Raw genomic sequence first — 23,244 nt, 5'->3', positions numbered from 1 at the left:
TTGCATGAGCAGTAACTTCAGACATCATCTGTTGAGTCTGTCGTTACTGGTTGGCATAGCGGCCCCCTGGGCCGCTAATGCTCAGGCGCCAATCAGTAGTGTCGGCTCAGGCTCGGTCGAAGACCGCGTCACTCAACTTGAGCGTATTTCCAATGCTCACAGCCAGCTTTTAACCCAACTTCAGCAGCAGCTCTCTGATAATCAGGCCGATATTGACTCCCTGCGTGGACAGATCCAGGAAAGCCAGTATCAGCTCAATCAGGTCGTTGAACGCCAGCAGCAAATTCTGCAGCAGATCGGCAATCTGAGCAGCGGTGCAGCAGCAGGGCAGACGCAGCAGGCTTCCGGCGATCAGAGCGGTGCGGCAGCGCAGGCTCCGGCAGCGGATGCAGGCGCAAACAACGGTGCGGCGGCTTCAGGCGCACCGGTACAAAGCGGCGATGCCAATACCGATTACAACGCGGCTATCGCCCTGGTGCAGGATAAATCCCGCCAGGATGATGCGCTGGCTGCGTTTCAGAACTTCGTCAAAAAGTACCCGGATTCAACTTATGTACCGAACGCCAACTACTGGCTCGGTCAGTTGAATTACAACAAGGGTAAGAAAGACGACGCGGCTTACTACTTTGCCTCGGTAGTGAAGAATTTCCCGAAGTCACCGAAAGCGCCAGACGCGATGTTTAAAGTCGGCGTGATTATGCAAGACAAGGGCGATACTGCAAAAGCCAAAGCGGTTTACCAGCAGGTGGTCAGCAAATACCCTGGTACCGATGGTGCGAAACAGGCGCAAAAACGCCTTGCTTCGATGTAATGCATAGCGCATGACCAGAAAACGCGGTTTTTCTGGTCTTGTCGCATGAATCATAAGCAGTTAAACAGTGCGCGTCGAAATTGTTGTTGCGCTGAGTTCTTAAATCAGTAATATATGCCGCCGTTGCCACGGGATATCTCTTAACCCGGAAGCAGCACAAAAGTGGGTCGTTAGCTCAGTTGGTAGAGCAGTTGACTTTTAATCAATTGGTCGCAGGTTCGAATCCTGCACGACCCACCACTTAACCTCGCGGTGGAGAGGTTAAACGTTACGAAAGTAACGAACCACCTAAAAGCAGTATCCAGCGCAGTATCGGGTGATTAGCTCAGCTGGGAGAGCACCTCCCTTACAAGGAGGGGGTCGGCGGTTCGATCCCGTCATCACCCACCACCGGGTCGTTAGCTCAGTTGGTAGAGCAGTTGACTTTTAATCAATTGGTCGCAGGTTCGAATCCTGCACGACCCACCAATTTTGATAATTGGTGAAGGTGTCAAACGTGAAGGATAGCGTTGCGTCAGCAACCGCCCGCCGGTAAAAGCCGACTCATCCTGAACAATTGCCACGCATTACGTGGTTCCAAAGATTTATCTTCGAAGTCGCTACCCTGTATGGGTCGTTAGCTCAGTTGGTAGAGCAGTTGACTTTTAATCAATTGGTCGCAGGTTCGAATCCTGCACGACCCACCAATTTTGATAATTGGTGAAGGTGTCAGACGTGAAGGATAAGGTTGCGTCAGCAACGGCCCAGTAGGGCGAGGCAAAAGCCGAGTCATCCTGCACGACCCACCACTTCGAAGAATCCCTGCAAAGGGTCGTTAGCTCAGTTGGTAGAGCAGTTGACTTTTAATCAATTGGTCGCAGGTTCGAATCCTGCACGACCCACCAATGTAAAAAAGCGCCCTAAAGGCGCTTTTTTGCTATCTGCCGGTTTCAAAGATTCGAACCTGCGGCAGGTTCGGGTCGAACGTAGTGAGACAACGGAGCCGCTTGCGGCGACGGCCCGAAGGGCGAGCGAAGCGAGTCATCCTGCACGACCCACCAATGTAAAAAAGCGCCCTAAAGGCGCTTTTTTGCTATCTGCCGGTTTCAAAGATTCGACAAAATTGTCGGGAACAATTTTGAACAACGCGAAGCGTTGGCCCGTAGGGTGAGTCTCAGGATGAGACGAATATACCTGCGGCAGGTTCGGGTCGAACGTAGTGAGACAACGGAGCCGCTTGCGGCGACGGCCCGAAGGGCGAGCGAAGCGAGTCATCCTGCACGACCCACCAATGTAAAAATGGCGCTTGCGGCGCTTTTTTGCTATCTGCGATTTGAAAATTCCGTGCGCTCTTCTTGTCGGATGGCGGCTACGCCTTATCCGGCCTACAATACCTCTCCGCACCCGGTTTTCGTAGGCCTGCTAAGCGCAGCGCCAGCAGGCAATCTGTTTTGAACCGGAACGCACAGCCGGATGGCGGCTACGCCTTATCCGGCCTACAACACCTCTCCGCACCCGGTTTTCGTAGGCCTGCTAAGCGTAGCGCCAGCAGGCATTCTGTTTTAGCCCTGAACGCACTGCCGGATGGCGGCATGAATGCCTTATCCGGCCTACGCACCCGCAGCGCCAGCAGGCAATAATCCACACCAACTACTTCCCACCGCGAATAAATTCACCGCGACAATATCTCTGCGATCGGGTATCTTGTTTAGTATATAAAACATCGGCCGCTCAGGAATCCATATCAGGCCGCTGTTAGGGTTATCATGTTAAGCATGCAAAACGAGTGAGCATCATGAGCGTAATGTTTGATCCTGAAACCGCAATCTATCCCTTTCCTGCCAAACCCGCGCCGTTAAATCCGGCGGAAAAAGCGTTTTACCGCGATAAAATCAAACGCTTGCTGAAAGAGCGTAATGCGGTGATGGTCGCCCATTACTACACCGACCCGGAAATCCAGCAACTGGCGGAAGAGACCGGCGGCTGCATCTCCGATTCGCTGGAGATGGCGCGCTTTGGCGCGCGTCATTCCGCCTCAACGCTGCTGGTCGCGGGCGTGCGTTTTATGGGGGAAACGGCGAAAATCCTCAGCCCGGAAAAAACGATCCTGATGCCGACGCTTGACGCTGAATGCTCGCTCGATCTGGGCTGCCCCATTGAGCCGTTTAACGCTTTCTGCGATGCGTACCCGGATCGCACAGTAGTGGTCTACGCCAACACCTCGGCGGCGGTAAAAGCCCGTGCCGATTGGGTGGTCACCTCAAGCATTGCGGTAGAGTTGATTGAGCACCTTGATAGCCTTGGCGAAAAAATTATCTGGGCACCGGATCGTCATCTCGGCAATTACGTCCAGAAGCAGACGGGCGCGGACGTACTTTGCTGGCAGGGGGCGTGCATCGTCCATGATGAGTTCAAAACCCAGGCGCTGCGGCGCATGAAGGCGCTCTACCCGGACGCCGCAATATTGGTGCATCCTGAATCGCCACAGGCGGTGGTAGAGTTAGCTGATGCGGTCGGTTCGACCAGCCAGTTGATCCAGGCCGCAAAAACGTTGCCCCACTCGCAGCTGATTGTCGCCACCGACCGCGGGATCTTCTATAAAATGCAGCAGGCCGTGCCGCATAAAGCGCTGATCGAGGCGCCAACGGCTGGCGAAGGGGCGACGTGCCGCAGCTGCGCTCACTGCCCGTGGATGGCAATGAACGGTCTGAAAGCCATTGCCGACGGGCTGGAGCAGGGCGGAACGGCGCATGAGATAGAGGTGGAGGCCAGCCTGCGTGAACGCGCGCTGCTGCCGCTTAACCGCATGCTCGATTTTGCGGCTACACTTCGACCTTAACGTTTTCATAGACATCAATGCGTAACACTACGCTCTGGGGAAAGAATGGACTTTTTTAGTACGCAAAACATCCTCGTGCACATTCCGATCGGTGCCGGGGGATATGACCTTTCATGGATTGAAGCCGCAGGCACGCTGGCGGGTTTACTCTGTATCTGGCTCGCCAGCCTTGAGAAAATCAGCAACTACGCTTTTGGTCTGATTAACGTTACGCTCTTCGCCATTATCTTCTTTCAGATCCAGCTCTACGCCAGCCTGCTGCTGCAGCTATTCTTCTTCGCCGCCAATATCTATGGCTGGTATGCCTGGTCGCGCCAGACCTCGCAAAATGAGGCCGAGCTACAAATCCGCTGGTTGCCGCGCAGCAAAGCCCTCGGCTGGCTTGCCGCCTGCGTGGTGGCGATTGGCCTGATGACACTGTTTATCAACCCGGTCTTCGCCTTTCTGACGCGTATCGCCGTCAATATCATGCAGGCGGTCGGGCTGAACGTGGCGATGCCAACGCTGCAACCTGATGCTTTCCCGTTCTGGGACTCCTGCATGATGGTGCTCTCTATCGTGGCGATGATCCTGATGACGCGTAAATATGTCGAAAACTGGCTGCTGTGGGTAATTATCAACGTGATAAGCGTGGTGATTTTTGCACGTCAGGGTGTGTGGGCGATGTCGCTGGAGTATATGATCCTCACCTTTATTGCCCTCAACGGCAGCCGGATGTGGATTAACAGCGCGCGCGAGCGTGGCTCTCGCGCGCTTTCACATTAATGATGATGTCCGTGGTGGGGATCGGCCGTAACGTCGCCCAGACGGCAGTCTGAGCCGCTACAGGGCTGATACTCCATCTGCACCGTTGCATGAGCAATCTCATAATGGTGCGCCAGGAAGTGGTGGATCTCGCCGAGCAACTTATCGTGATCGCGCGGCGGGATCACCTGCACATGCAGGGTCATCAGCGGTTTTTCACCCACCTGCCAGACGTGCACATGGTGCACATCGCGAATTTCCGGAATCGCGCGGCGCAAATGGCGCTGCAACGCACCGATATCCAGCGAAGCGGGAACCCCCTCCAGCAGTTCATTGACGCTCTCCTTCATCAAGCGCCACGCGCTCTTCAGCACCAGCGCAGAAACCAGCACCGACAGAATCGGGTCGATGGGCGTCCAGTTGGTCACCATGATCACCACTGCCGCGACAATCGCGCCGACGGAGCCAAGCAGATCTCCCAGCACATGCAGCGCGGCGGCACGCACGTTCAGGTTCTTCTCTTCACTACCGCGATGCAGCAGCCAGAAGGAGAGCAGATTTGCCACAAGGCCGGCGATCGCAATCGCCATCATTGTCATTCCGGCAACCGGCTGTGGGTGGCTAAAACGCAGAATCGCTTCCCAGACAATCCATATCGTTATCAGCACCAGCGCCAGGGCGTTGATAAAGGCGGCAAGCGTTGTCAGACGTAGCCAGCCGAAGGTACGTTTTGCGCTCGGCGGCTGGCGGGCAAACCACACCGCCAACAGGGCGAAGAGCAGGGCGGCGGCATCCGTGAGCATATGTCCGGCGTCGGCCAGCAGCGCCAGCGAGCCGGAAATAATCCCGCCCACCACTTCAATAACCATAAAAACAGCGGTGACCGTAAAGGCCAGTAGCAGACGGCGAGCATTGGCATCCGATGAGCCATGCGAGTGATCGTGCGCCATGATGGGATCTATCCTTTTGACCGTTGAGAAAACGCCTACATCATTGCAGATTTTGAGTTTTAAGGAATAAAAAAAGGAGAGCCTCAGCTCTCCTTCTTCACTTCAGCATCACGCCTTACTGGGTGGTGCCATCAGTTTTGGTGTTCACTTTGCTGTTGTCACCGCTGCCGGTTTCAACTTTTTTATTCACGTCCGGGCAACGACCATCTTTACACATGGTGTTTTTATGCACTTCCTCTTTGCTCATATGGCCAGATTTGTGCTCCATCTGCGTAGAGGTGGAATTAGTGTTGGTATTGCCGGTATTAATGTTGCTGTTATCAACATTGCCTGGCGCTACATTCTGTTTCGCGTCAGGTGCAACCTGGCCTGCATTCGCTGCCGCGTTTGCATCGCCGTTGCTGGAGCTGGAAGAGGATGCGTCCGCCGCATACGCTGCGCCGCCTGCCAGAGTCAATGTGGTGGTCAGTAAAAGCGTCGCTAATTTATTCATTTTCATCATGATGCTCCTGTGCTGGTCGTCTAATGCCGCGCTGGACGTCGGCAGAATATGCGCGAACCCATCGCACGCTCAGTGGTGAAAGATGCCATACGTGCCATAAGTAGCAGCATGGAATAACGAAAAAATGTAAAACAAAGGTATTTACAGTTAAAAAGTGTAGTCGGGATGTGGCGACTTGCTACTTTTCCCACCACTTTCCGTAGATTCCAGGAATTATCCGGGCGAAGTGTAAAATCGCGTTTACACTACGGCGCGAGCGAGATAGATTGGTCAGATTGCTTTTCTTCTAAAAAACATGTTCACACTGGAAAGATCATGACTTATCAGAACGACGATTTACGCATCAAAGAGATCAACGAGTTACTCCCTCCTGTCGCGCTGCTTGAAAAATTCCCCGCTACCGAAACCGCTGCCAGAACGGTCTCCCAGGCGCGCCGGGCGATCCATCAAATCCTGCGCGGCAGCGACGACCGCCTGTTAGTGGTGATTGGCCCCTGTTCCATTCACGATCCCGTCGCGGCGAAAGAGTATGCTTCGCGCCTGCTGGCGCTGCGTGACGAACTGAAGGGCGAGCTGGAAATTGTAATGCGCGTCTATTTTGAGAAACCTCGCACCACCGTTGGCTGGAAGGGGCTGATTAACGATCCGCATATGGATAACAGCTTCCGCATCAATGACGGCCTGCGCATTGCGCGCAAACTGCTGCTGGAAATTAACGACAGCGGGCTTCCGGCGGCGGGTGAGTTCCTCGATATGATCACCCCGCAATATATGGCGGATTTGATGAGCTGGGGCGCGATTGGCGCGCGCACGACCGAATCTCAGGTACACCGTGAGCTCGCCTCCGGCCTCTCTTGCCCGGTTGGTTTTAAAAACGGCACCGACGGCACCATTAAAGTAGCGATTGACGCTATCAATGCCGCTGGCGCGCCGCACTGCTTCCTCTCCGTGACCAAATGGGGCCACTCGGCCATCGTTAACACGGCGGGCAACGGCGATTGCCATATTATTCTGCGCGGCGGCAAAGAGCCGAACTACAGCGCGAAGCATGTCGCCGAAGTGAAAGCAGGGCTGGAAAAAGCGGGCTTGCCGGCGCAGGTGATGATCGACTTCAGCCATGCGAACTCCAGCAAGCAGTTTAAAAAGCAGATGGAAGTGAGCGCAGATGTTTGCCAGCAGATCGCCGGCGGTGATAAAGCGATCATGGGCGTAATGATTGAGAGCCATCTGGTAGAAGGCAACCAGAGCCTTGAGAGCGGCGATGTGCTGGTCTATGGCAAAAGCGTGACCGATGCCTGTATCGGCTGGGAAGATACCGACGCGGTGCTGCGCCAGTTAGCGCAAGCAGTCAAAGCGCGCCGCGGTTAACGGGCCCTCTGTTTTGTATGCCGGATGGCGGCTACGCCTTATCCGGCCTACGGTAACGAAGCCGCTGAAACCGCGTAGGCCGGATAAGCGTTTACGCGCCATCCGGCAATTTTACGCAGCAAAAAGCCCGGCAGCGCGAAGCGTACCGGGCCTGAGAGTTGAAAGCCGGGCATCGATGATGTCCGGCTTTTTTATTACTTCGCTTTACCCTGGTTTGCTACCGCAGCAGCTTTCGCGGCGATCTCATCCGCATTACCCAGATAGTAGTGCTTAATCGGTTTGAAGTTTTCGTCGAACTCATAAACCAGCGGTACGCCGGTCGGAATGTTCAGTTCGAGGATCGCTTCTTCGCTCATGTTGTCGAGGTATTTCACCAGCGCACGCAGGGAGTTACCGTGTGCGGCGATGATCACGCGCTCACCGCTTTTCAGACGCGGCAGAATGGTTTCATTCCAGTAAGGAATAACGCGATCGATAGTCAGCGCCAGGCTTTCGGTCAGCGGCAGCTCTTGTTCGGTCAGTTTCGCGTAACGCGGATCGTGGCCCGGGAAACGCTCATCATCTTTGGTCAGCGCCGGCGGGGTAACGGCGAAGCCGCGACGCCACTGTTTAACCTGATCGTCGCCATATTTCTCAGCGGTTTCTGCTTTGTTCAGACCCTGCAGCGCACCGTAGTGACGTTCGTTCAGTTTCCAGCTCTTCTCAACCGGTAACCATGCCTGATCCAGTTCGTCCAGAACGTTCCACAGCGTGTGGATGGCACGTTTCAGCACAGAGGTATAAGCAAAATCAAACGCGTAGCCTTCAGCTTTCAGCAGTTTGCCTGCCGCTTTCGCTTCGCCAACGCCTTTCTCTGACAGATCAACATCGTACCAACCGGTGAAGCGGTTTTCGTTGTTCCACTGGCTTTCGCCATGACGAACCAGAACCAGCTTAGTAACAGCCATACACTTACTCCTGTGAGCCTGATTTAATGATAACGATTCTCATTGTATTGCCGAAGCGCACTGCCCGGCAACGATTACCCTTAACCATAGCGAAAATAGGCGCAGAGTGTAAGCTGCTTGTGAATCAAGGGTTATTGTTTTGAGGATAAGTGGCGCATATTTCAGCAAAAAGGGCAAAAAAAAGCCCTCCCGCAGGAGGGCTCATGCTCAGAGCGGAATAAAGTGATACTCCGTCCGGCTGACATATTCGTCGCCAGGTTGCAGCATACAATTCGGCTGCGGGAAGTCCGGGCGGTTCGGGCTGTCGGGTAAAAACTCGCTCTCCAGCGCCAGACCCTGCCATGCGCTGTAGGTTTTCCCGCCGCGCGCAGGCGTCCCTTCGAGATAGTTGCCGGAGTAGAATTGCAGCGCAGGCGCGCTGGTATAAACCGACATTTGCAGCTGCTTATCCGTTGACCACAGGTGCGCCGCAGGGGTATTCACATCCCCCTGCGCCTGCAGTAAAAAGGCGTGATCGTAACCCTTCACCACGCGCTGATCCTCATCGCTGAGGAACTCTTCCGCCACGGTTTTTGGCGTACGGAAATCAAAACTGGTCAGCGCCACCTTCTTCAGATCGCCGGTCGGAATGCCCATCTCATCCACTGGCAGATAGGCATCGGCCAGCAGTTGCAGCGTATGGTTGCGGACATCGCCCTGCGCGCCATCAAGGTTGAAATAGGCGTGATTGGTCAGGTTGACCGGGCTGGGCTTGTCGGTGGTCGCGCGGTACTCAATGGTGATGCGGTTATCATCACCGAGACGGAAGTGCGCCGTGGCGTTGACCGTGCCCGGATAGCCCTGATCGCCATCCGGCGAGGTGAGGGAGAAGAGCACTTCGCTGTCGTTCTGGCGCTCAATGCGCCAGCGGCGTTTATCAAACCCTTCCGGGCCGCCGTGCAGCTGATTTTCGCCCTGGCTTGGGGTCAGCGACCAGGTCTCGCCATCAAGGGTAAAGCGGCTCTTCGCAATGCGGTTCGCATATCGGCCAATAGAGGCACCGAGATAGGCGGTCTGCTCCCAGTAGTGCTCCGGCGTCGCGCAGCCGAGCAGCGCTTCGCGCACGCTGCCATCTTTCATCGGCACGCGCGCAGAGAGCAGCGTCGCGCCCCAGTCCATTAAGCTCACCACCATTCCCGCGCCGTTGCGCAGGGTGATCAGTCGTACCGGCAGCCCATCGGGTGCTACCGCAGGCGTTTCATTTAGCACTGTCCTGCCCCCTGAGAAGGTTTACACACGTAGAAGGTCTCTTTGATACCGGTTTTCGCTTCGTACTGGCTCTCAACCGCCTGTTTCACTTCCGGCACCAGCGCTTCCGGCACCAGCGCAACGACGCAGCCGCCAAAGCCGCCGCCGGTCATGCGCACGCCGCCTTTATCACCGATGGTTGCTTTGACAATCTCTACCAGCGTATCGATTTGCGGCACGGTGATTTCAAAATCGTCGCGCATAGAGGCGTGAGATTCCGCCATCAGCTCGCCCATCCGTTGCAGGTCGCCTTTCTCCAGCGCGGCGGCCGCTTCCACGGTGCGGGCGTTCTCGGTCAGCACATGGCGCACACGTTTCGCGACCAGCGGATCCAGCTCATTCGCCACAGTGTTGAACTGATCGAGGCTGACATCACGCAGCGCTTTTTGCTGGAAGAAGCGCGCACCGGTTTCGCACTGCTGGCGGCGGGTGTTGTATTCGCTGCCCACCAGCGTACGTTTGAAGTTGCTGTTAATAATGACAATCGCCACGCCTTCGGGCATAGAGACCGCTTTAGTACCGAGCGAGCGGCAGTCGATCAGTAGCGCGCTACCTTTCTTGCCAAGCGCAGAGATCAGCTGATCCATGATGCCGCAGTTACAGCCGACAAACTGGTTCTCCGCTTCCTGGCCGTTGAGCGCAATCTGCGCCCCGTCCAGCGGCAGATGGTAAAGCTGCTGGAAAACGGTACCGACCGCCACTTCCAGCGAGGCAGACGAGCTTAAGCCCGCGCCCTGCGGCACATTGCCGCTGATCACCAGATCCGCGCCGCCAAAGCTGGCATCGCGCTGTTGCAGATGTTTCACCACGCCGCGCACATAGTTGGACCACTGCTGGCTGTCGTGCGCCACAATCGGCGCATCCAGCGAAAACTCATCGCGCTGGTTGTCGTAGTCGGCCGCGACCACGCGCACGGTGCGATCGTCGCGCGCTTTGCAGCTGATCACCGTCTGGTAATCGATGGCGCAGGGCAGCACAAAGCCGTCGTTGTAATCGGTATGTTCGCCAATCAGGTTGACGCGGCCCGGGGCCTGGATGGTGTGGGTGGCAGGGTAGCCGAATGTCTCAGCAAACAGCGCGTCTGTTCTCTCTTTCAGGCTCATTGTTATTCTCCGGATTCGCGAAAATGGATATCACTGACCGCGCGCAGGCGTTCGGCCGCTTGTTCTGCCGTGAGATCGCGCTGGGTTTCGCCGAGCATCTCGTAGCCAACCATAAATTTACGCACCGTGGCGGAGCGCAGCAGCGGCGGATAGAAGTGCGCATGCAGCTGCCAGTGGGCGTTATCCTCGCCATTAAACGGCGCGCCGTGCCAGCCCATCGAGTAGGGGAAGGAGCACTGGAACAGGTTGTCGTAGCGGCTGGTCAGTTTTTTCAGTGCCAGCGCAAGATCGCTGCGCTGCGCGTCGGTTAACTCGGTAATGCGCTGAACGGCGGCTTTTGGCAGCAGCAGCGTTTCAAACGGCCAGGCGGCCCAGTAGGGAACCACCGCCAGCCAGTGCTCGGTTTCCACCACCGTGCGGCTGCCATCTTTCAGCTCGCGCTGCACATAATCGAGCAGCATCGGTGAGTGGTGTTCGGCAAAGTAGACTTTTTGCAGGCGATCTTCGCGCTCGGCTTCATTCGGCAGGAAGCTGTTAGCCCAAACTTGCCCGTGCGGATGCGGGTTGGAGCAGCCCATCGCCGCGCCTTTGTTCTCAAACACCTGGATCCACGGGTAGGTTTTCCCCAGCTCAGCGGTCTGCTGCTGCCAGGTTTTTACTACCTCTTCCAGTGCCGCCACGCTCAGCTCCGGCAGCGTTTTGCTGTGATCCGGTGAGAAGCAGATAACCCGGCTGGTGCCGCGCGCGCTCTGGCTGCGCATCAGCGGGTCGTTACTCTCTGGCGCATCCGGCGTGTCGGTCATCAGCGCCGCAAAGTCGTTGGTAAAGACATAGGTGCTGGTGTAATCGGGGTTTTTATCCCCGGTGACACGGGTATTGCCCGGACAGAGGAAACAGTCCGGATCGTGCGCAGGCAGCGTCTGTTTAGACGGCGTCTCCTGCGCCCCTTGCCAGGGGCGTTTCGCACGGTGCGGAGAGACCAGAATCCACTGATCCGTCAGCGGATTGTAGCGGCGATGCGGGTGATCGACCGGGTTAAATTGCGACATTACCACTCCTGTTAATCGGGATAGCCCTGCGGATGGCGTGACTGCCAGCGCCAGGTATCTTCTGCCATTTCATCAAGGGTGCGTGTTACGCGCCAGTTCAGCTCTTTGTCGGCTTTGGTGGCGTCCGCCCAGTAGGCCGGGAGATCGCCGTCGCGGCGCGGCGCGAAGTGCCAGGCAATCTGTTTGCCGCAGGCTTTGCTGAAGGCGTTAATCACATCAAGCACGCTACTGCCGACGCCAGCGCCGAGGTTGTAAATATGGACGCCCGGTTTACCTGCCAGCTGCTGCATTGCGGCAACGTGACCGTCGGCCAGATCCATCACGTGGATATAGTCGCGCACGCCGGTGCCATCTTCTGTCGGGTAGTCATTGCCGAACACCGCCAGCGATTCGCGGCGGCCCACCGCCACCTGGGCGATATAGGGCATTAAGTTGTTCGGAATCCCCTGCGGATCTTCACCCATATCGCCTGACGGATGCGCGCCCACCGGGTTGAAGTAGCGCAGCAGCGCGATGCTCCACTCCGGCTGCGCTTTTTGCAGGTCGGTGAGGATCTGCTCAACCATCAGTTTGCTTTTGCCGTACGGGCTTTGCGGGGTGCCGGTCGGGAAGCTTTCGGCATAAGGGATTTTCGGCTGGTCGCCATAGACGGTTGCCGAGGAGCTAAAGATAAAGTTCTTCACGTTGGCGGCGCGCATGGCGTTAATCAGGCGCAGCGTGCCGTTGACGTTGTTGTCGTAATACTCCAGCGGTTTGGCAACGGATTCGCCAACGGCTTTCAGCCCGGCGAAGTGGATCACCGCTTCGATAGCGTGATCGTGCAGGATCTCAGCCAGCAGCGCTTCATCGCGAATATCGCCCTCAACGAAGAGCGCCCGTTTACCGCCAAAGCGCTCAATCTGGTTAAGCACGCTGCGCTTACTGTTGCAGAGGTTGTCGAGGATGATAACGTCATGACCGTTTTGCAGCAGTTGCACGCAGGTGTGGCTTCCTATGTAACCGCTACCACCAGTAACCAGAACTCGCATATTTGACTCCATCAAGCATTTGATATGAATTAACCTTAGCATAACAGAGCGGTAAAAAGTGTGACATGGGATAAAATAGTGGAATCGTTTACACTGATTTTTCAACCGCCCGCAATGCCGCATAAACGCCGGGACAGCCGCGTATTTACCGGGCTGCGCCGACGAGTGTGATTAGTCTGAAAATGACGTCACTGCGCTGCAGCGACGCAGGGAAGGTCAGCGAAAGCTGGCCAGCGCCCCGTGGAGGTTATAGGTCATCAGGGAGAGCCAGGCAATCAGCCCAAAGTACAAAAGGGTATATTCCAGACGTTTGCCAGGGGTTAGTGCGGTTAAATTGGGCGTTTCTTTGCGCCGGGTCCAGATTTGCGAAGCCGCCAGCAGGCAGACAATCAGCAGCAGCGGGCTGGGGTGCAGGTAAAAGAAACCGAGCAGCAGCGGAATGCCGAGATACCAAATCTTGCGCGAAATGGCGACGGTAATACGCCCGCCATCAAGGGGCGGCACCGGGATCAGGTTAAAGAGGTTGAGGAAAAAGCCAGCGTAAGCCACCGCCATCAACATCGAACTGTCGAAGTACTCCGCCAGATAGTAGCAGCCCAGCGCGGCAAGCGAGCCGAGCAGGGGGCCGGCGATACCGACCCACGCCTCCGTTTCCGCATCCGGAAACTCCTCTTTTAGCGCCACCCAGGCACCGACGAAAGGGATAAACATCGGCAGACCCACCGGCAAGTTACGCTGGCGCGCCGCAAGATAGTGGCCCAGTTCATGACAAAAGAGCAGCACCACGAAGCCGGTGGCGTAGGGCCAGCCGAAGGCCAGCGCATAGGTCGCCACCGACAGCAGCATTGTCCCCCCGGAAAGCAGCAGCTTGCCGAGGGTTGCGCCTTTAAACAGCAGAAACAGCAGCTTCATGCTTATTCGACAATTTTAGATTTGTCGTCTTTTTTACGGAACAGCAGCTTCTTGATGCCCATGCCTGCGCCCGCCAGCGCAATCAGCGCCAGTTTCCAGAACTTCAGCAGGGTGACGCCGATAATTGCCAGCAGACCCAGTTTTTTTGCCGCCAGGCCGCCAATCAGCGCCGCCAGGCCATATTCGGCGATCTTGTCAGTCGAGGCGTTGAAGTCGCTGTACTTTTTACCGTCGTTAAAGGTCACGGCGTTAAGCAGGTTTTTCGCCAGCGGCTTCTCTTGCTCCACGGTGCCGCGATCGGTCACCAGGTTCAGCGAGAGATACCCTTCACGGCCGAGCAGGTAGGTGTTGTAGTTCACGCCTTGCTCTTTCAGCGGTACGTTACTGCCGATATCGCGAATGGCAGCAGACCAGATCAGGCGATGAGTTGCAGCATCATAGCTCGGTTTCTCTACCCAGCCGACCACTTCGATAGGCGGAATGCCTTTCTCGCTGCGCATCTTGTTGCCTTCCTTGGTCCCTTCCTGCAGGTTGCTCAGCAGTTCGGCCGCGTCCCAGTCTTTGGCATCGTCATCTTTGATATAACCCGCATTGTCATACTCGATAGAGACGAACCCGGAGATGGCATCATTGAACACCAGCCCGTAAAAGGCGCTCTCATCGACGTGGTTGCCCAGTTCGCGCATAAATTCCGCTGCCTGCCGCGGGGGAATGTAGGTAAAACCTTCCGGAAGATTCAGCACCGCCTGGTTACCCAGCGTGACTTTATGCGGGCCCGGCACGCTAACGCGCTGCATGTTTTCTACGGCCTGGTTGATTTTTGCTTCGTTGGGGTCCGGTGCTGCCTCTTCCGCAAAAGCCAGCGTGCTGAAACCAAAGCAGAGCGCCGCGACCAGTGTAAGGGCGCGGGGAAGGGAGAGATATTGAGTCATAAAGGTCCCGTTTATATTGACCCGTCGTCCATCGGCGGGCTTTTTTCTTGCCATAACAAAAACTGGCCGCCGATAACGGGGGCGTCATCAGCAAGCCAGTAAGCGATCATTATTTTTTTTACGCGAAAACGCGCGGGCGCTATTACAGCACACAGCCAGGAGGCGAAGCAGCCCCCCAATTATTGTGGTGTTAAGGCGTAGCGGTAGCCCTCGCCGTCGGCAATAAACGCCAGCTGGTGGGTAATGCAGGCGGGCGCGTCGGTGGCGTGGTGGGAGACAAACAGCAACTGGGTTTCGCCTTCGCCGATCAGCACATCGATAAAGCGGCGCACCAGCTGTCGGTTAAGCGGGTCCAGCCCCTGCAAAGGTTCATCAAGGATCAGCAGCGTCGGGTGTTTAACCAGCGCGCGGACAATCAGCGCCAGCCGCTGCTGCCCCCAGGAGAGGCTGTGAAACGGCGCATCGGCGGTACGGGCATCAAAGCCGAGAATATCGAGCCACTGCTGCGCCAGCTTGTGCTGCTTATCGGAGACCGCCTGATAGATACCAATCGAGTCGAAATAGCCGGAGAGGATCACATTGCGCACCGTGGTGCTGACGCGGTAATCGAGATGCAGGCTGCTGCTGACATAGCCAATATGTTTTTTGATATCCCAGATGGTCTCGCCGCTGCCGCGACGGCGGCCAAAGAGGGTTAAATCGTTGCTGTAACCCTGCGGATGATCGCCGGTAATCAGGCTCAGCAGCGTCGATTTCCCCGCGCCGTTCGGGCCGGTGATCTGCCAGTGCTCGCCCGGATTCACCTGCCAGCAGAGGTGGTTAATGATCGGGCGGTCATCATAGGAGACCACGCCGTCGTTAAGCACAATCAGCGGTGCGGTGGGATCGAGCGTTGCACGGGCGGGCGCAGCGTCCGGCTCCGGCAGCGTCATGCCGCTCAGCTGTTCGCTGTGTGCCAGTTGCGCAATCAGCGCCTGCTGAAGCAGGGCCTCCTTCTCACCGGTCTCCGTTAGCGCACAATCCACCAGCACGCCCGCATGCTGAACAAAGGCCGGGATCTCATCGAAGCGGTTGAGCACAAGCACCAGCGTGTAGCCATCGGCATTCAGACGGGCGAGCAACTGGGCAAGCTGCTGGCGGGAGTCGACATCCAGCCCGTCAAAGGGCTCATCAAGAATAAGTAACTCCGGCTGCGCCATCAGCGCCTGGCAGAGCAGGGTTTTGCGGGTTTCGCCAGTCGAGAGGTATTTAAAGCGCCGCTCAAGCAGATGGGTAATACCAAACTGCGCCGCCAGCGCCGCGCAGCGCGATGGGTCTTTAACCTCATCCTGGATAATATCGGCGGTGGTGCGCCCGGTATCCTCTTCGCCCGGCGAGAGCATATCGGTGTTATTACGCTGCCACTCCTCGCTGACCAGCTTTTGCAGTTGTTCGAAGGAGAGGCGGGTAAGGCGGGTGAAGTGGCACTGGCGCTCGCCGTTAAGCAGCGTCAGCTCACCCGCCAGCGCGCGGGCCAGCGCCGATTTGCCGCTGCCATTGGCACCGACAAAGGCCCAGCTCTCTCCGGCCTGCAGGCGGAGATCTTCAAGATGCAGCGTGCGGGTATCGCTAAGACGAAACGTACCTTGCGAAATTTGCAATGACGACATGATGTATCCCAGGTTTTGCAGCACAGAAACTCAGGGATACGTGCAATGGCCCGGCTTGTCAATGCCCTCAGCACAACGTGGCGAGAATCACCCGATCGGCATTAAAATATGCCGTCACCTGCTGCTGTTCCTGCATATCCTCCACCTGCGCATTTGGCACCGTAGCGCAAAGCGTCTGGCCATCGGGCAGGGCGATCAGCACTTCACTCTGCGCCTCGCCGTGCTCAATATGGGCAATCGCGCCGGTTATCTGGTTATCCGCCTGCGCCGCACGCTGCGCATCGCAGGTCACATTGACCCACGGCGCTTTCAGCAGTACCAGCACCTCTTTACCCGCCTCAAGCCCTAAGCGTTCAGCGCTTTGCGCCGTGACCGCCGCCTTAAGCCGGGTTTGCCCATCCGCCAGCAATACCTCGACATGCTGCTGCACCTGCTGGTGGTCGCGGGCGGTAATGGTGCCAAACCACTGATTGCGGGCGCTGGTTTGCAGGGAGAAACGTGAGATTGCCGCCAGCAGGCTGTCGAGCGGCAGGGCGTCGTCGTCGCTCAGCACATCAAAAGCTTTTTGCTGGATCTGCCCCAGCAGCTCGTAGAGCTGAATCAGACGCTGCCCGTAGCGCGTTACCACCGCTCCGCCGCCGCCTTTGCCGCCGGTAGCGCGCTCAACCAGCGTCTGCTCGCTGAGCTGGTTCATCTCATTGATGGCGTCCCACGCGCTTTTGTAGCTGATGCCGGCGTTCTTCGCGCCCTGGCTGATGGAGCCGGTTTGCTCAATCTGCTTAAGCAGAGCGATGCGCCGCGGGTCGGCGAAGAGGCGCTGCTGGAGTTTAAGAGTAAGGAGAATTTCAGCCTGCATGACGCACTTCCCTCGCAAAAGGGCTATTGTGAAGGAAAAGCGCCGACGCGCCTAGTGCCAGGCAATCGCACAAAAGGCGAGTGTTTTACACAATGTTCAGGCTAGAATGCCGCATTCCCACTTTCTGGAGACGACCATGTTAGAGCTGTTGAAAAGCCTGGTTTTTGCCGTGATTATGGTGCCGGTGGTTATGGCGATCATCCTCGTTCTGATTTATGGCCTGGGTGAAGTGTTCAACGTCTTTTCCGCCGTTGGACACCGCGAAAAGCGCCGCGATACCACTACCCCATCGCGCTAATCCCTTCCTAAACGCCCACTTTGTGGGCGTTTCGCTTTCCGCCATTCAAGATCTTTTCCCTTTCTGCCGATATAGTTAGGTAGGTTTTAATTATTGATGGGTATTTCCGGCCCGCTGCCATTCTCTGATACTATCGTTATGTTTTTTTTTATATAACGAAAATGAGAGGAGTAAAAAATGGCACACACAAGGCGACGTCTGCTGGTTGGCGCAGCATTAACACTTGTCGTAGCAGGGCAGGCCGTGGCGCAGGAGGGTAAAATTACCGTCTTTGCCGCCGCCTCGCTGACCAACGCGATGCAGGATATTGCCGCCGCGTACACCAAAGAGAAGCAGGTTAAGGTGGTTTCTTCGTTCGCCTCCTCTTCCACACTTGCACGCCAGATTGAAGCGGGCGCGCCAGCGGATCTCTTTATCTCGGCCGACCAGAAGTGGATGGATTACGCGGTCGAGAAAAAAGCGGTAGATAGTGCGAGCCGTGAAACCCTGCTCGGGAATAGCCTGGTGGTGGTTGCGCCGAAAAGCAGCGCGCAGGGCGAGATCAAGATTGATGCGAAAACCGACTGGAACAGCCTGCTGAAAGGCGGCCGTCTGGCGGTGGGCGATCCGGAGCATGTTCCGGCCGGTATCTACGCCAAAGAGGCGCTGCAAAAACTGGGCGCCTGGGAAACCCTCTCGCCGAAACTGGCACCTGCGGAGGATGTTCGCGGTGCGCTGGCGCTGGTGGAGCGCAGCGAAGCGCCGTTAGGCATTGTCTACGGCTCTGACGCGGTGGCCAGCAAAGGGGTGAAAGTGGTAGGCACCTTCCCGGAAGCGTCGCATAAAAAAGTGGAATACCCGCTGGCGATTATCGATGGTCATAAAAACGCAACCGTAAGCGCGTTTTATGACTATCTGAAAGGCCCGCAGGCTTCTGAAATCTTTAAACGTTACGGATTTACAACGCACGAATGATATTGACCGATCCTGAATGGCAGGCTGTTCTGCTGAGCCTTAAAGTCTCTTCCCTGGCGGTACTACTCAGTTTGCCCTTTGGGATCTTCTTTGCCTGGCTACTGGTGCGCCGCACCTTTCCGGGCAAAGCGCTGCTCGACAGCGTGCTGCATCTGCCGCTGGTGCTGCCGCCGGTGGTTGTCGGTTACCTGCTGCTGATCGCCATGGGCCGCCGTGGCATCGTTGGTCAATGGCTCTATGACTGGTTTGGCATCACCTTCGCCTTCAGCTGGCGCGGCGCGGTGTTAGCCGCTGCGGTGATGTCATTCCCGCTGATGGTACGCGCCATTCGCCTCGCGCTGGAGAGTGTCGATACCAAACTCGAACAGGCTGCCCGCACACTGGGAGCCGGTCGCTGGCGCGTCTTTTTCACCATTACCTTACCCCTCACCCTGCCGGGAATTATTGTCGGCACGGTGCTGGCCTTTGCCCGCTCCCTCGGCGAGTTTGGTGCCACCATTACCTTCGTCTCTAATATTCCAGGCGAAACCCGCACCATTCCCTCTGCCATGTACACCTTAATTCAGACGCCGGGGGGCGAGAGCGCCGCCGCGCGCCTGTGCATTATTTCGATTATTCTGGCGCTGATCTCACTGCTGATTTCAGAGTGGCTGGCGCGCGTGAGCCGCGAACGGACGGGGAGATAACCGATGCTGGAGCTTAATTTCACCCAGACGCTGGGCACCCATCGGTTACGTATTGCCGAAACGCTGCCTGCCAGCGGCATCACCGCAATTTTTGGCGTCTCGGGCGCGGGAAAAACCTCACTGATTAACGCCATCGGCGGCCTGACGCAGCCACAAGAAGGCCGCATCGTGCTTAACGATCGCGTGCTGTTCGATACTGAACGCAAAGTGTGCCTGCCGCCCGAAAAGCGCCGCGTCGGCTATGTCTTTCAGGATGCGCGCCTCTTTCCGCACTACAGCGTGCGCGGCAATCTGCGCTACGGCATGGCGAAATCGATGGCTGCTCAGTTTGACAAACTGGTGACACTGCTCGGCATCGAGCCGCTGCTCGACCGGCTGCCCGGTGGCCTCTCCGGCGGTGAAAAGCAGCGCGTGGCGATTGGCCGCGCGTTATTGACCGCGCCGGAATTGATGCTGCTGGATGAACCGCTGGCCTCGCTGGATATCCCGCGCAAGCGCGAACTGCTGCCTTACCTGCAACGGCTGGCGCAGGAGATCAATATCCCGATGCTCTATGTCAGCCACTCGCTGGATGAGATCCTCCATCTGGCAGATAAAGTGATGGTGCTGGAAGCGGGCGAAGTAAAAGCCTTTGGCAGCCTCGAAGATGTGTGGGGCAGCAGCGTAATGAACCCGTGGCTGCCGCCGGAACAGCAGAGCAGCGTGCTGAGAGTGCTGGTGCTGGAACACCATCCGCACTACGCGATGACCGCGCTGGCGCTGGGCGATCAGCATATCTGGGTCAATAAGATCGACCGGCCGCTGAAAAGCGCGCTGCGCATCCGCATTCAGGCCACCGATGTGTCGCTGGTGCTTCAGCCGCCGATGAATACCAGCATCCGCAATATTCTGCGTGCCAAAATCGTGCAGTGTTTCGATGTCGACGGGCAGGTGGAAGTGCAGCTGGATGTCGGTGGAAGAACCCTGTGGGCGCGCATCAGCCCCTGGGCGCGGGATGAACTCAGTATCAAACCCGGCCAGTGGCTCTATGCGCAAATCAAAAGCGTGTCGATTACCGCCTGATGCTGACAAAACTGGCGCAACAAACTACCTTGCGCCAGCAAATATCCCACCTGATTTGATGATTCGCTTGTCGCGAAGTATAGTTTGCAGTCTCACTTAGCAATGAGACAAGGAAGACTATATGTATGCTCACAACAGGGATAAAGATGAATTTGAACGCCGTAGCCTCGAATATCTGAACCTTGTCCAAAAGTTATCAATGAGACATCTACAGTTTTTGCGTTCTGATTTTTACTCTAAAGCCGGAAAGCTAATACGGGATCTCACTAACGATGTACACGCAAACTGCCTCACTTTTAAAGGTGCCGCTGAAATTCTGCAGAGAGAAATTCAACACATTAGCCAACAAGATGTTGAACTGGTAGCTAATCAGGCGAAGCTTTACGTGATAGTAAAAAAAGAAAAAGTAAATAATCTAGTGCAGATTGGTCTGCATCAGGTGGGCTTTGTGGGGGGCGGTTCGCAGATTTTCGGCGGAGCAGGGATATGCGTTGCATCTTTAGGGGCTGCATGTGCTGGTTATGGTGCGCCAATGATTTTACATGGAGCCAATAATGTTTATGAAAATGGATATTATCTTTTGTTTAGAGAGAATGTTTCGGGGACTGTTCGCGACGCTTATCGTTACGCCGCTTCTAAATTAGGCTTTGGTCAAAGAGTTGGTGATTTTGCATACGGTACAGTCGATATTGCGACCGCGGGATATGGCGCTTTTCGAAAGTTGTTTAAACCCCGCGAACAATCCTGGAAATTATGGGATGTAATGTATAACGATTATGTGTTTGGATGGGAGCAAATGAGTAAAGTGGCGCTCGGTAATGACGCAATTAATAGCATCATTACGGGATGGTCTGTATATCAAATCGTAGACGAGCCGGAATGATGCCAGAGGATATTATTTTCGATAAGTATGCATGGGTGCCATGTGCTTTATATTACATTGTTTCATTAGTGATCTTTTTAGGTTTGATGCTCGGCAAGTTCTTTGTAAATAGAAATAAATCGCGGCTGCTATATATTTTTTACACGCTTTTCGTTTTTGTAGTGGCAGGAATTCAGTTTTGCCTGGCGGTGCACGGAACCTCCTTCCTGCAAGGGTTTTTCCATATTGATTATGATATTGATAGCTCGTACCCGATACGCTTTGGAGCATTCGCGTTTGGGCTGCTATTTTTCGCTGCAACGCCATCAAATAGACATTATAAAGCCACATAAAGGCGAGGCCTCGCACCTCGCCTTGCCAAAACAAAAGCGTGTCGATTACCGCCTGATTAAAGCAGTTCTTGATAGATAAATTGGGCAATGCTATCGACGGTGTTGTCGCCAATCACCACATTGGCATGGGCTTTCACCGCATCGTCGGCGTTGCCCATCGCCACACCGGTACCTGCGGCCTGTAGCATGCTGATATCGTTATAGTTATCGCCAAAGGCCACAACATCCTGCATCGATAAGCCCTGCGCGGTGACCCATTCGGCAAGCCGCTTGCCTTTGCTGTTACCGGCGCGGGCGATATCCACCTGATCGTGCCATGACCATTCGCACTCCAGCCCTAACGTCTGCTCAACATGGTGAGCAAAGTTCTTCAGCTTGCCGGTATCTTCATCGGTGAGGGCGAATTTCCAGATTGCTTCCACCTCTGCGGCCGCGGCGCGCAGGGAGTCAACCTGCTGGAACACCGGGCGCTGCTCGGGCGGCAGCGCTTCGGCCCAGGTGTTGGTGCGCAGCACATGGCCGGTCGGCTTTTCATACAGCATGGCGTTATCGACATACATCAGGCCATGCACCTGGTACTCTTCCAGCAGGGCGATCAGTTGTAGCGCCTGGTTGACCGGCAGCGGATCGGCGGCGAGCACCTTTTTTGCTTGATAATCATACAAATAGGTGCCATTACAACAAATTGCAGGTGTATCCAGCGCCAGTGCCTGATAAAAAGGGTGGATAGCGACATGGTGCCGACCGGTCACGATAATGGGCAGATGCCCGGCGGCTTTTGCGCGTGCTAACGCTTCAAGGGAAGAGGGCAGAAGCGTTTTCTTCGGGGTTAAAAGCGTACCGTCTAAATCGAGTGCTATTACGCGCGAGGTCATATCGTTTCCCGTGGTTGAAGGTGAAAATTCGTGTCCGGGGATGGTACACCCCGTCGCCGCATGCGCAAAATCTGAGGGCGAAATTCAGCATCAAGCCGCAAAAACGGCTATCCTGGTTACTTAACGCAGAGAAGAATTTGAGGAAAGGAGTGTTCATGAAACAGACCGTTTATACCGCCAGCCCCGAAAGTCAGCAGATCCACGTCTGGCGTTTGAATTCCGAAGGCAGCCTGACGCTGGTGCAGGTTGTCGATGTGCCAGGCCAGGTGCAGCCGATGGTTGTCAGCCCGGATAAACGTTACCTCTACGTTGGCGTTCGCCCTGAATTTCGCGTTCTCGCGTACCGTATTTCCCCTGAAGATGGCGCTCTGAGTTACGCCGCAGAAGCGCCGCTCTCCGGCAGCCCGACCCATATCTCCACCGATCATAGCGGTCGTTTCCTGTTTAGCGCCTCCTACAATGCGGGCAGCGTCAGCGTGGTGCGCCTGAATGATGGCATTCCGGGCGAGACCGTACACCTTGAAGAGGGGCTGGAAGGGTGCCACTCGGCCAATATTTCGCCGGACAACCGCACGCTGTTTGTCCCTGCCCTGAAGCAGGATCGCATCTGTCTCTTTACCCTCGGTGAAACGGGCGCGCTGACCGCGCAGGAGCCGTCGGAAGTGACCACCGTCGAGGGCGCAGGCCCGCGCCATATGGCCTTCCATCCGAATAAGCGTTTCGCCTACTGCGTTAACGAACTCAACAGCAGCGTCGATGTCTGGCAGCTCAGCGATCCGCACGGCAAAACCGAGTGCGTGCAGACTGTGGATATGATGCCGCCGGACTTTACCGATACCCGCTGGGCGGCGGATATCCATATTACGCCGGATGGCCGTCATCTCTATGCCTGCGACCGCACCTCCAGCACCCTGACTATTTTCAGCGTGTCGGAAGATGGCAGCGTTATCGCCGTTGAGGGTTTCCAGCCGACGGAAACCCAGCCGCGCGGCTTCAATATCGATAACAGCGGGAAATACCTGGTTGCCGCCGGGCAGAAATCCCATCACATCGCGCTGTATGAGATTGCCGGTGCGCAGGGTCTGCTGACTGAAAAAGCGCGCTACGCCGTGGGCCAGGGCCCGATGTGGGTAGTCATTAACGCCATGTAATGACCGGAAGCTAATCTCCGGGCATAAAAAAACCTCGCCGTGGCGAG

Annotated in this window: 23 protein-coding genes, 5 tRNA genes and 2 other RNA genes; 18 read left to right on the top strand and 12 right to left on the bottom strand. The window is 56.1% G+C overall.

The genetic code is table 11. From position 1 onward, the window contains the following. Positions 1-4 precede the first annotated feature (4 nt). From cpoB to pnuC, 10 genes are all read left to right on the top strand, one after another. Positions 5-811: a cell division protein CpoB gene (gene cpoB, locus N7V53_RS03790; protein WP_094420453.1), complete on the top strand. Its 807-nt coding sequence runs from the start codon at positions 5-7 to the stop codon at positions 809-811. Positions 812-975: 164 nt separating this feature from the next. Beyond that, a tRNA-Lys gene (locus N7V53_RS03785) sits at positions 976-1,051 on the top strand. Positions 1,052-1,125: 74 nt separating this feature from the next. Next, positions 1,126-1,201, top strand: a tRNA-Val gene (locus tag N7V53_RS03780). Between the two features lie 2 nt (positions 1,202-1,203). After that, a tRNA-Lys gene (locus tag N7V53_RS03775) sits at positions 1,204-1,279 on the top strand. A 142-nt stretch (positions 1,280-1,421) separates the two neighbouring features. Then, positions 1,422-1,497: transfer RNA gene (locus N7V53_RS03770), tRNA-Lys, on the top strand. Positions 1,498-1,619: 122 nt separating this feature from the next. Further along, positions 1,620-1,695: transfer RNA gene (locus N7V53_RS03765), tRNA-Lys, on the top strand. Positions 1,696-1,719: 24 nt separating this feature from the next. After that, positions 1,720-1,851, top strand: a non-coding RNA gene (locus tag N7V53_RS03760) — RtT sRNA. A 94-nt stretch (positions 1,852-1,945) separates the two neighbouring features. Further along, a non-coding RNA gene (locus tag N7V53_RS03755) (RtT sRNA) lies at positions 1,946-2,081 on the top strand. Positions 2,082-2,585: 504 nt separating this feature from the next. Further along, entirely contained in the window at positions 2,586-3,629 is a 1,044-nt protein-coding gene (gene nadA / locus N7V53_RS03750) for a quinolinate synthase NadA (RefSeq protein ID WP_279792189.1), read from the top strand. A 45-nt stretch (positions 3,630-3,674) separates the two neighbouring features. Further along, a complete protein-coding gene (gene pnuC, locus N7V53_RS03745) occupies positions 3,675-4,394 on the top strand; it encodes a nicotinamide riboside transporter PnuC (RefSeq protein WP_076769566.1) in 720 nt (239 codons plus the stop codon). Here the strand turns inward: pnuC and zitB are convergent. Further along, entirely contained in the window at positions 4,391-5,323 is a 933-nt protein-coding gene (gene zitB, locus N7V53_RS03740) for a CDF family zinc transporter ZitB (protein ID WP_034812825.1), read from the bottom strand. The genes pnuC and zitB overlap by 4 nt on opposite strands. 115 nt (positions 5,324-5,438) lie before the next feature. Beyond that, the gene (locus N7V53_RS03735) at positions 5,439-5,822 is read right to left on the bottom strand and encodes a YbgS-like family protein (protein WP_279792718.1); all 384 of its coding nucleotides are present in this window, start codon (positions 5,820-5,822) and stop codon (positions 5,439-5,441) included. 318 nt (positions 5,823-6,140) lie between these two features. On the opposite strand from N7V53_RS03735, the gene aroG reads away from it, so the two are divergent. Continuing rightward, positions 6,141-7,193: a 3-deoxy-7-phosphoheptulonate synthase AroG gene (gene aroG / locus N7V53_RS03730; protein ID WP_279792186.1), complete on the top strand. Its 1,053-nt coding sequence runs from the start codon at positions 6,141-6,143 to the stop codon at positions 7,191-7,193. 194 nt (positions 7,194-7,387) lie between these two features. Here aroG and gpmA read toward each other — a convergent pair whose 3' ends face one another. The 9 genes from gpmA to modE form a co-directional block, all read right to left on the bottom strand. Next, positions 7,388-8,140 (bottom strand): 2,3-diphosphoglycerate-dependent phosphoglycerate mutase, encoded by a 753-nt coding sequence (gene gpmA / locus N7V53_RS03725; RefSeq protein ID WP_023479514.1) that lies wholly within the window; start codon positions 8,138-8,140, stop codon positions 7,388-7,390. A gap of 207 nt (positions 8,141-8,347) precedes the next feature. Continuing rightward, positions 8,348-9,388, bottom strand: coding sequence for a galactose-1-epimerase (gene galM, locus N7V53_RS03720; protein WP_279792183.1), 1,041 nt, complete (start codon positions 9,386-9,388; stop codon positions 8,348-8,350). Next, positions 9,382-10,530 (bottom strand): galactokinase, encoded by a 1,149-nt coding sequence (gene galK / locus N7V53_RS03715; RefSeq protein ID WP_279792181.1) that lies wholly within the window; start codon positions 10,528-10,530, stop codon positions 9,382-9,384. Before galK ends, galM begins: the two co-directional genes overlap by 7 nt. Before the next feature lie 2 nt (positions 10,531-10,532). Then, positions 10,533-11,579, bottom strand: a complete 1,047-nt coding sequence (galT, locus tag N7V53_RS03710) for a galactose-1-phosphate uridylyltransferase (RefSeq protein ID WP_023479537.1) — start codon at positions 11,577-11,579, stop codon at positions 10,533-10,535. 11 nt (positions 11,580-11,590) lie between these two features. Next, positions 11,591-12,607 (bottom strand): UDP-glucose 4-epimerase GalE, encoded by a 1,017-nt coding sequence (galE, locus tag N7V53_RS03705; protein ID WP_023479508.1) that lies wholly within the window; start codon positions 12,605-12,607, stop codon positions 11,591-11,593. Positions 12,608-12,823: 216 nt separating this feature from the next. Beyond that, positions 12,824-13,519 (bottom strand): site-2 protease family protein, encoded by a 696-nt coding sequence (locus tag N7V53_RS03700; RefSeq protein WP_023479504.1) that lies wholly within the window; start codon positions 13,517-13,519, stop codon positions 12,824-12,826. Positions 13,520-13,521: 2 nt separating this feature from the next. Further along, positions 13,522-14,451, bottom strand: a complete 930-nt coding sequence (locus N7V53_RS03695) for a DUF2167 domain-containing protein (protein WP_279792180.1) — start codon at positions 14,449-14,451, stop codon at positions 13,522-13,524. Positions 14,452-14,630: 179 nt separating this feature from the next. Continuing rightward, positions 14,631-16,100, bottom strand: coding sequence for a molybdate ABC transporter ATP-binding protein ModF (modF, locus tag N7V53_RS03690; protein ID WP_279792179.1), 1,470 nt, complete (start codon positions 16,098-16,100; stop codon positions 14,631-14,633). Between the two features lie 67 nt (positions 16,101-16,167). Beyond that, positions 16,168-16,956 carry a molybdenum-dependent transcriptional regulator gene (modE, locus tag N7V53_RS03685; RefSeq protein ID WP_279792170.1) on the bottom strand — a complete coding sequence of 263 codons (789 nt, stop codon included), beginning with the start codon at positions 16,954-16,956 and terminating at the stop codon, positions 16,168-16,170. 136 nt (positions 16,957-17,092) lie between these two features. Between modE and N7V53_RS03680 the strand changes: the two genes are divergently transcribed. The 6 genes from N7V53_RS03680 to N7V53_RS03655 all read left to right on the top strand — a co-directional run bounded on the left by N7V53_RS03680 (position 17,093) and on the right by N7V53_RS03655 (position 21,171). Beyond that, on the top strand, positions 17,093-17,254 hold the full coding sequence (locus N7V53_RS03680) for an AcrZ family multidrug efflux pump-associated protein (RefSeq protein WP_279792169.1): 162 nt from the start codon (positions 17,093-17,095) through the stop codon (positions 17,252-17,254). A 177-nt stretch (positions 17,255-17,431) separates the two neighbouring features. Beyond that, the gene (gene modA, locus N7V53_RS03675) at positions 17,432-18,208 is read left to right on the top strand and encodes a molybdate ABC transporter substrate-binding protein (protein ID WP_279792168.1); all 777 of its coding nucleotides are present in this window, start codon (positions 17,432-17,434) and stop codon (positions 18,206-18,208) included. Beyond that, positions 18,205-18,894 carry a molybdate ABC transporter permease subunit gene (gene modB / locus N7V53_RS03670; RefSeq protein WP_023479527.1) on the top strand — a complete coding sequence of 230 codons (690 nt, stop codon included), beginning with the start codon at positions 18,205-18,207 and terminating at the stop codon, positions 18,892-18,894. Before modA ends, modB begins: the two co-directional genes overlap by 4 nt. 3 nt (positions 18,895-18,897) lie before the next feature. Further along, positions 18,898-19,956, top strand: a complete 1,059-nt coding sequence (gene modC / locus N7V53_RS03665; protein ID WP_200135664.1) for a molybdenum ABC transporter ATP-binding protein ModC — start codon at positions 18,898-18,900, stop codon at positions 19,954-19,956. Between the two features lie 121 nt (positions 19,957-20,077). Then, complete coding sequence (locus tag N7V53_RS03660; RefSeq protein ID WP_279792164.1) at positions 20,078-20,839, top strand: DUF4225 domain-containing protein; 762 nt, start codon at positions 20,078-20,080, stop codon at positions 20,837-20,839. Continuing rightward, positions 20,836-21,171 carry a hypothetical protein gene (locus tag N7V53_RS03655; RefSeq protein ID WP_279792163.1) on the top strand — a complete coding sequence of 112 codons (336 nt, stop codon included), beginning with the start codon at positions 20,836-20,838 and terminating at the stop codon, positions 21,169-21,171. The genes N7V53_RS03660 and N7V53_RS03655 overlap by 4 nt, the downstream gene beginning before the upstream one ends. A gap of 56 nt (positions 21,172-21,227) precedes the next feature. On the opposite strand, the gene N7V53_RS03650 is transcribed toward N7V53_RS03655, so the two are convergent. Beyond that, the gene (locus tag N7V53_RS03650) at positions 21,228-22,046 is read right to left on the bottom strand and encodes a pyridoxal phosphatase (RefSeq protein WP_279792162.1); all 819 of its coding nucleotides are present in this window, start codon (positions 22,044-22,046) and stop codon (positions 21,228-21,230) included. 155 nt (positions 22,047-22,201) lie between these two features. Here N7V53_RS03650 and pgl point away from each other — a divergent pair, with 155 nt between their 5' ends. Further along, positions 22,202-23,197, top strand: coding sequence for a 6-phosphogluconolactonase (gene pgl / locus N7V53_RS03645; protein ID WP_279792160.1), 996 nt, complete (start codon positions 22,202-22,204; stop codon positions 23,195-23,197). The last annotated feature ends 47 nt before the right edge of the window (positions 23,198-23,244 follow it).

It is taken from the genome of Kosakonia sp. HypNH10 (assembly GCF_029850615.1).
GTDB lineage: Bacteria > Pseudomonadota > Gammaproteobacteria > Enterobacterales > Enterobacteriaceae > Kosakonia > Kosakonia cowanii.
The sequence above is the reverse complement of the archived record's forward strand: the minus strand, read 5'-3'. Positions and strand labels throughout refer to the sequence as shown.

Bases quoted from the DNA above. Each gene is read 5' to 3' on its own strand.
- cpoB (WP_094420453.1), top strand. From the start codon at position 5: ATGAGCAGTAACTTCAGACATCATCTGTTGAGTCTGTCGTTACTGGTT.
- nadA (WP_279792189.1), top strand. From the start codon at position 2,586: ATGAGCGTAATGTTTGATCCTGAAACCGCAATCTATCCCTTTCCTGCC.
- pnuC (WP_076769566.1), top strand. From the start codon at position 3,675: ATGGACTTTTTTAGTACGCAAAACATCCTCGTGCACATTCCGATCGGT.
- zitB (WP_034812825.1), bottom strand. From the start codon at position 5,323: ATGGCGCACGATCACTCGCATGGCTCATCGGATGCCAATGCTCGCCGT.
- N7V53_RS03735 (WP_279792718.1), bottom strand. From the start codon at position 5,822: ATGAAAATGAATAAATTAGCGACGCTTTTACTGACCACCACATTGACT.
- aroG (WP_279792186.1), top strand. From the start codon at position 6,141: ATGACTTATCAGAACGACGATTTACGCATCAAAGAGATCAACGAGTTA.
- gpmA (WP_023479514.1), bottom strand. From the start codon at position 8,140: ATGGCTGTTACTAAGCTGGTTCTGGTTCGTCATGGCGAAAGCCAGTGG.
- galK (WP_279792181.1), bottom strand. From the start codon at position 10,530: ATGAGCCTGAAAGAGAGAACAGACGCGCTGTTTGCTGAGACATTCGGC.
- galT (WP_023479537.1), bottom strand. From the start codon at position 11,579: ATGTCGCAATTTAACCCGGTCGATCACCCGCATCGCCGCTACAATCCG.
- galE (WP_023479508.1), bottom strand. From the start codon at position 12,607: ATGCGAGTTCTGGTTACTGGTGGTAGCGGTTACATAGGAAGCCACACC.
- N7V53_RS03700 (WP_023479504.1), bottom strand. From the start codon at position 13,519: ATGAAGCTGCTGTTTCTGCTGTTTAAAGGCGCAACCCTCGGCAAGCTG.
- N7V53_RS03695 (WP_279792180.1), bottom strand. From the start codon at position 14,451: ATGACTCAATATCTCTCCCTTCCCCGCGCCCTTACACTGGTCGCGGCG.
- modF (WP_279792179.1), bottom strand. From the start codon at position 16,100: ATGTCGTCATTGCAAATTTCGCAAGGTACGTTTCGTCTTAGCGATACC.
- modE (WP_279792170.1), bottom strand. From the start codon at position 16,956: ATGCAGGCTGAAATTCTCCTTACTCTTAAACTCCAGCAGCGCCTCTTC.
- N7V53_RS03680 (WP_279792169.1), top strand. From the start codon at position 17,093: ATGTTAGAGCTGTTGAAAAGCCTGGTTTTTGCCGTGATTATGGTGCCG.
- modA (WP_279792168.1), top strand. From the start codon at position 17,432: ATGGCACACACAAGGCGACGTCTGCTGGTTGGCGCAGCATTAACACTT.
- modB (WP_023479527.1), top strand. From the start codon at position 18,205: ATGATATTGACCGATCCTGAATGGCAGGCTGTTCTGCTGAGCCTTAAA.
- modC (WP_200135664.1), top strand. From the start codon at position 18,898: ATGCTGGAGCTTAATTTCACCCAGACGCTGGGCACCCATCGGTTACGT.
- N7V53_RS03660 (WP_279792164.1), top strand. From the start codon at position 20,078: ATGTATGCTCACAACAGGGATAAAGATGAATTTGAACGCCGTAGCCTC.
- N7V53_RS03655 (WP_279792163.1), top strand. From the start codon at position 20,836: ATGATGCCAGAGGATATTATTTTCGATAAGTATGCATGGGTGCCATGT.
- N7V53_RS03650 (WP_279792162.1), bottom strand. From the start codon at position 22,046: ATGACCTCGCGCGTAATAGCACTCGATTTAGACGGTACGCTTTTAACC.
- pgl (WP_279792160.1), top strand. From the start codon at position 22,202: ATGAAACAGACCGTTTATACCGCCAGCCCCGAAAGTCAGCAGATCCAC.